This window comes from Fulvivirga lutimaris (assembly GCF_009711525.1).
GTDB lineage: Bacteria > Bacteroidota > Bacteroidia > Cytophagales > Cyclobacteriaceae > Fulvivirga > Fulvivirga lutimaris.
The window spans coordinates 1-6,357 of the sequence record NZ_SMLV01000242.1 but is presented as its reverse complement, the minus strand read 5'-3'; the positions used below and the strand labels follow the sequence as shown (position 1 = coordinate 6,357).

The 6,357-nt window shown below is 37.7% G+C and carries 6 protein-coding genes; 5 read left to right on the top strand and 1 reads right to left on the bottom strand.

What is annotated here, in order from left to right:
* Positions 1 to 75 precede the first annotated feature (75 nt).
* From E1140_RS03085 to E1140_RS03075, 3 genes are all read left to right on the top strand, one after another.
* Positions 76 to 1,062: a TlpA family protein disulfide reductase gene (locus tag E1140_RS03085; RefSeq protein WP_155178932.1), complete on the top strand. Its 987-nt coding sequence runs from the start codon at positions 76 to 78 to the stop codon at positions 1,060 to 1,062.
* A 40-nt stretch (positions 1,063 to 1,102) separates the two neighbouring features.
* Positions 1,103 to 2,041 carry a nuclear transport factor 2 family protein gene (locus E1140_RS03080; RefSeq protein WP_155178931.1) on the top strand — a complete coding sequence of 313 codons (939 nt, stop codon included), beginning with the start codon at positions 1,103 to 1,105 and terminating at the stop codon, positions 2,039 to 2,041.
* A gap of 162 nt (positions 2,042 to 2,203) precedes the next feature.
* Positions 2,204 to 2,683, top strand: coding sequence for a hypothetical protein (locus E1140_RS03075; protein ID WP_155178929.1), 480 nt, complete (start codon positions 2,204 to 2,206; stop codon positions 2,681 to 2,683).
* 31 nt (positions 2,684 to 2,714) lie between these two features.
* Here the strand turns inward: E1140_RS03075 and lysA are convergent, their stop codons facing one another.
* Positions 2,715 to 3,947 carry a diaminopimelate decarboxylase gene (gene lysA / locus E1140_RS03070; RefSeq protein ID WP_155178927.1) on the bottom strand — a complete coding sequence of 411 codons (1,233 nt, stop codon included), beginning with the start codon at positions 3,945 to 3,947 and terminating at the stop codon, positions 2,715 to 2,717.
* Positions 3,948 to 4,069: 122 nt separating this feature from the next.
* On the opposite strand from lysA, the gene E1140_RS03065 reads away from it, so the two are divergent.
* Positions 4,070 to 5,629: a sensor histidine kinase gene (locus tag E1140_RS03065; protein ID WP_155178924.1), complete on the top strand. Its 1,560-nt coding sequence runs from the start codon at positions 4,070 to 4,072 to the stop codon at positions 5,627 to 5,629.
* Positions 5,619 to 6,308 carry a response regulator transcription factor gene (locus tag E1140_RS03060; protein ID WP_155178922.1) on the top strand — a complete coding sequence of 230 codons (690 nt, stop codon included), beginning with the start codon at positions 5,619 to 5,621 and terminating at the stop codon, positions 6,306 to 6,308. Before E1140_RS03065 ends, E1140_RS03060 begins: the two co-directional genes overlap by 11 nt.
* The last annotated feature ends 49 nt before the right edge of the window (positions 6,309 to 6,357 follow it).

Below are 6,357 nucleotides of genomic sequence, written 5' to 3'. Positions count from 1 at the left end.
TGATGTCACTCAAAAATCAATTAGATTAGTCGAGTTAATAAAAAAATAACAATCACTAAGTTGTTGTTAGCAAATATGAAACAAACTTTTTGTGTACTAATTATTTTGATTTCAAGCCTAACCACATATGGGCAAACAGAATTTTATATTCATCTAAATTCTGATGTCAAGGTAGATAGTGTTTCTATTGCTGGAATTAATTTATCGAAAAGACTAAAATCTGGATTGCAAAATGGAATCGCAAAATTCGAAATACCATCAAAATCTTCTGACCAATATTTTATTTACGTTGCAGATAAAAGGATTGATGGATGGTTTAATGCGGGTAAAGTGGATATTTATTTAGATTTTAAAGATAACGAGCTGTCAGTTTCGAAAACAAAAAACACACCTGTGTATGACAGGCAAGCCAGGTACTTTAGAAATTATGAAGCTTTTTTAAAGGACAAATCCAATGGGGCGGAATTTATAAAAATGGCTATTATCGAAAATGACCAAGACGCATTTGTTTTGGTCCCACTTAATCATTACTTGAAGCTAAATCAGAATGACATCGTTCAATTGAATTTTGTAGAGAGTTTTTTGAATAAACAGCCATTGTCTACCAAGCAACACACTATCTATTCAATGATTTCGAGTAGAATTGAAAAACTAAAATCTACGAATAATATTAACCTTGACAAGTATTCACTTATCTCAACAGAGGGAAATAAATCTTTTGTTGAAATTAATTCAGACGTGAAATTTACAGTTTTAGATTTCTGGTATACTTCCTGTTCTCCTTGCATTAAAGAGCATAATGAGATTTTATCCGATCCAAAAATGTTTGCAAATCTGAACGCAGAATTAATCGGGATTTCGACCGATAGTGATCAAGAGAAATGGATTAAATATTTAGAAAAGAAGAATATTAATTGGAGAAACTATCGGATTGGGGAAACGAGTTTGGATAAGGATTTAGGTATTTGGTCTTTTCCAACTTATCTAATTCTAGATAAGGAAGAAAATATAGTAGGTAGCTATTCAAATATTGAGGATACAATTAAGGCTCTGAAAAAATAATACACACAGTTGTTGTTAGCAGCTATAAATTCAACTAATAATGAGTAGTAATTCAACTAATCAAACTAATCAAACTTTATCAATTTTACTGTTCTTCTTACTGATTGTTAGCTGTCAATTCAAGCAAGATAAACCTGAGGTAAGTGAGGAAATAACTCCCGGCACAATGGATACCTCATCAGATGAGGAAGATGAAATAATAGCTGCGGTAGAAAACATATTGAGGGCGGCTGGTAACTACGATTTAGAGGAGTTGGACAGCTTGACCTCTGACAAGGCTGTGATTGGATATACCAGGGAGAGAGATGGTGAATGGAAAAACACAGAAGTGACAATAAATGAATACATCGAAAGCATCAAGAAGAGAGAATTAAGACCTTATATTGAAATAGTGAGTGATTATGATATAATCGTTACTGAAGGACATATGGCTCTGGTAAGAGCAGATGCGGTTGTAAATCGCTTTGGCATGCCTGGCTTAAGAGAAGTTAATCATATGATACTCATCAAAGAAAATAAACAATGGAAACTACTTAGCATAGGCTGGACTGCACATGAACAACCTGAAGAAAAAAGAAAGTTTGACTTAAATATTTTTGCTCAAGGTTATGCACAGGCTTGGGGCAGTAAGCGATCAGAGTTTGTTGCTATGTTTTTTGAGGAAGACGGTAGATTACAGGTAAATGATGGAGAACCGGCCATCGGGAGGAACGCAATTTCTAATGTAGCGCAAAGTTTTATGGCTAAATTTCCGGACATCAATGTAAGTTTTGACAGCTTGGTTCATAAACCCACCGGAATAGAGTTTCATTGGACCTTAACCGGAACTGATTCGGACCAAAATGGAAAAGGCCATAAAGTGAAAGTTAGTGGATTTGAGCTTTGGACTATGAGTGATCAAAATCTGATTAAAGATTCAAAAGGTTCTTTCTCTTGGGAAGAATACAATCGTCAACTTCAATTTGGAATTGAAAATTAAAGACTGCTGCTACCATTTCATTATCCGAGTCACTCTGAGCGGTAGATGGTCTCACGCCCTCAGGCGAGTGTTAATTCTGTAAAAAATCAATTAGATTAGCCGGACTGATAAAAGATACTCTGTTTTTGATAGCTAGGTGTTAGCAACGAGTTAGTATAGAATATGAAAGCTAAATGTTTCGATATTGCTGAGAAAACATTTCAGAAAATACAAGATACTTTTCCTGAGCTGAATATGACAATTGACTACGAAGACAAATATGTTGATTTGTCAATGGTAATTCTTGAGCAAAATGGACTAGACTTTGATATTCACCTAAACTTGCAGAATGATGATGAATTGCATATTTCAACTGCATTCATCTGGTGCCAATTATTTTCTGCTGAGTCTTCAGAATTGGTGGATTTTTTCTTCGAAAGCGTGGTGGGTTTAATCAGTGGAGAATACCGAATACTTCAGTTTGTGAATAAAGATAAAGTCTATAAATCACTTCTTCAGAAACCTAATAATGAAAATTGGGAAACCATTTACAGAGACCATGGACGATTTAAGATGCCTTGGACTCGAGTAGATAAAAATGTTATTCAAAATGGAAAAGAGATTAATTTAATAGAGACCTATATAAAAACTAATATGTCTTAATAGCGCATTTGGACTTCACTGCGCAGAGTTCTTAAATATCAATCTCCACTTGATGCCTCAAAATGTCTTCCATGGTTTCACGCTCTCTGATCAGCTGGGCCTTACCATTGTATACCAACACTTCAGCAGGTCTGTAGCGTGAGTTATAATTTGAGGCCATCGAGAAGCCATAAGCACCGGCATTTTTCATCATCAGAATATCGCCTTCTTTTACTTCATGCATCTTTCTGTCCCACCCGAAAGTATCCGTTTCACAGATATAACCCACCACAGTGTACACCCTTTGTGTGCCCTTAGTATTGGAGATATTCACAATTTCATGATAAGCATCATACATCATAGGTCTCAACAAATGATTGAGCCCAGAATCAACCCCAACAAATACAGTTGCGGGAGTTGTTTTAACAACATTGGCTTGCACTAAGAAAACGCCAGCCTCACTCACCAGATATTTACCGGGTTCAAACCACATTTCCAGTTTACGGCCATAAGATTCGCAGAAGGCATCAAATGCTTTGCCTAGTTTAACACCTACATCATAAACATTAGTGGTAATGTCACCCTCTTTGTATCCTACCTTAAATCCACTGCCAAAGTCTATAAATTCCAGATCAGGGAAGTCACGGGCTACACCAAAAAGTATTTCTGCAATTTTAAGAAACACATCTGCATCCAGAATGTCAGACCCAGTATGCATATGCAGACCGGTAACTTTAATGCCATTGGTTTTAACCACCCTTAGTAGGTGAGGCAACTGATAGATGGAAATACCAAATTTTGAATCCACATGTCCGGTTGAAATTTTATGATTACCACCGGCCATAATATGAGGGTTCAACCTGATGCAGCAAGGCACTTTGTTGTGGTATTTATGACCAAACTGCTCTAAAATGGAGATGTTGTCAATGTTGATCATCAACCCAATATCCACCGCTTCCACTATTTCAGCAAAAGACACACAGTTAGGCGTAAAAAGAATTTCATTTGGCTCAAAACCAGCTTTCATGGCCAGTTCTGCTTCTTGTACAGATACAACATCTACCCCCGCGCCATGCTTCTTCATTAACTTAAGAATGGAAAGATTAGTAAGGGCCTTAGCAGCGTATTTTACCTTCAAGTTCTGATTAGAAAATGCATTTTTTAGTGCCTGCAATTGGTCAACAATTTTGTCGGCATCATAAACATACAGCGGGGTACCAAACTGCTTTGCAATTTTGGTGAGGTCAATGCCCTGCACAGTAAAGGCTCCATTTTTCAATTCCATGGTCGAAATTATTCCTATGTAGTTTAAAAACCAAGCAGAAACCGCTAAGGATTGAATTTATTGTTGATGTTAAAAAAAGTTAAATAGAATTGGGCAAGGGAATAATCCCTTATTTTTGTCAAATGAAGGGCTCAACTATATGGACAATCATCATCTTAATGTCGGTGGCATTGGTGGGCCTTACCTCATTTCAGGTCTATTGGATCAACAACGCTATTCAGCTCAACAAGAAGACTTTTAAAGAAAATGTAATTTCTTCTCTACATCAGGTGGCCACTACTTTAGAGCGCAGAGAAGTGGCCGAAATGGCTTCCAGCAATATGTTTTCTTTTTATTCAAAAGATAATGGACAGTTGAGGTATGAGTTTAAGCAGGAAGGTTTCTTTTCTGATGGCAGGCGATATGTATATATCAATCATGACTCGATCATGCCTCCCCCTGACCCACCTCATCCATCAAAAGTGGATGTTGTAAAACCAATTACAGTGCTTAAGCATCGTATTCCTAATCCTTCTGAACGAATTGAGATTGTTGTTGAGGGGGATACACTTTCTGGCCCTTCCCGCGATTCAACTTTTAGGGTTTTGGCTAAAGCCGAGATGGTAAATGTGGTAATAGAGAATATGATGGGCCCCAAAGAAGCCCACAGAAGAATAGATTTAGATCGCGTTGATTCGCTATTGAAAAAGTCATTACAAAGTAAGGGGATTGATCTCCATTATCAGTATGCTGTCTGGGATGCAGATGAGAATCAATATTTGAGCAAGGAAAAGGAAGACCCAAGTGAGCTTAAAAAATCAGAATATAGAGCAGCATTATTTCCAAATGACATCTTTGAGAATGCCAATTTTTTGCTGGTGAACTTTCCCAACCAAACCTCCTTTTTATACAAGCAAATCTGGACAACATTAGTAGCATCCATACTTTTCATTTTGATTATTGTGACTTGCTTCAGCTATGCCATCTACATTATATTCAGGCAGAAAAAGCTTTCTGACATTAAGAATGATTTTATCAACAATATGACCCATGAGCTCAAGACTCCAATAGCAACTGTATCGCTAGCCGTGGAGGCTTTGAATGAAAAGGAAATGCGTGCCAATGAGTCAACCCTCCTTAGGTATCTGGGCATGATCAAGGATGAGAACACCAGACTTTTTAATCAGGTAGAAAAGGTACTGCAATCAGCCTTGCTGGATAAGGACTCCTTCTCCATAAAGCAGGAAAAGCTTTCTATGCATCAGCTGATCACTCAGGCCACAGCTAACCTGATGATAGCCATTGAAGATAAAAAGGGAAAGCTAGAGCTGCGCCTTGATGCCATGAAGGACAGTTTGATTGGAGACGAACACCATTTGAGCAATGTGCTAAGAAACCTGATTGATAATGCTATCAAGTATTCAGCTGAGAAGCCATCAATTTCAATTAGCACTACCTCTACTGACAATGCTTTTGAAATCAATGTGCGTGACAATGGTATAGGAATGTCTAAAGACACCATAAAGAGGATCTTTGATAAGTTTTATCGTGTGCCTACAGGCAACAGACATGATGTAAAAGGTTTTGGGCTGGGGCTGAGCTATGTAAAAACCATTGTGGATAAACATGAAGGTCAGATAGAGGTAGATTCTTCTCCCGGTAAGGGCAGTAACTTTAAAATCACATTACCTTATGGCGGATAAGCAGCGCGTCCTTTTGGTGGAAGATGACCCTAATCTCGGGCAGATCTTGAAAGAGTATTTAGAACTTAAAGGTTTTCAGACTACCCTTGCAAGAGATGGTCAGGAGGGTTTGGAAAAATTTAAAGTTGGGCAGTTTGTACTTTGCATTTTAGATGTAATGATGCCTAAGAAAGATGGTTTTGAATTAGCTGGAGAGCTCAAAAATATGGACAGTGACATTCCTGTAATTTTCCTCACAGCTAAGACCATGAAAGAAGATGCGATTAAAGGTCTTACGCTTGGTGCGGATGATTACATTACTAAGCCCTTCAGCATGGAAGAATTGCTGCTAAGGATAAAGGCCATATTAAAAAGAACCAATCAACAACCCCCAGCTTTAGCAGAGGAGGTACAACTCGGCAATTATACCTTCCACCCTGACAAAAGAGAGCTGGCTTTAAATGGCTCAAGCAGAACCCTGACCACCAAAGAAAATGAGCTGTTAAAAATGTTTGTTTCTCGTAAAAATCAGGTTTTATCAAGAAAAACAGCCCTTCAGCACATTTGGGGTGACGACTCTTATTTCAATGCGCGAAGCATGGATGTTTATGTGGCCAAACTACGAAAATACCTCAATCAGGATGATTCGTTGCAGATATTGACAGTACACGGTGAAGGTTTTAAGCTTGTAAAATTCTAATTATTTTCTTATTTTACCCTTTCCCCTTAGGAAGAACAGGTAAAAGTGC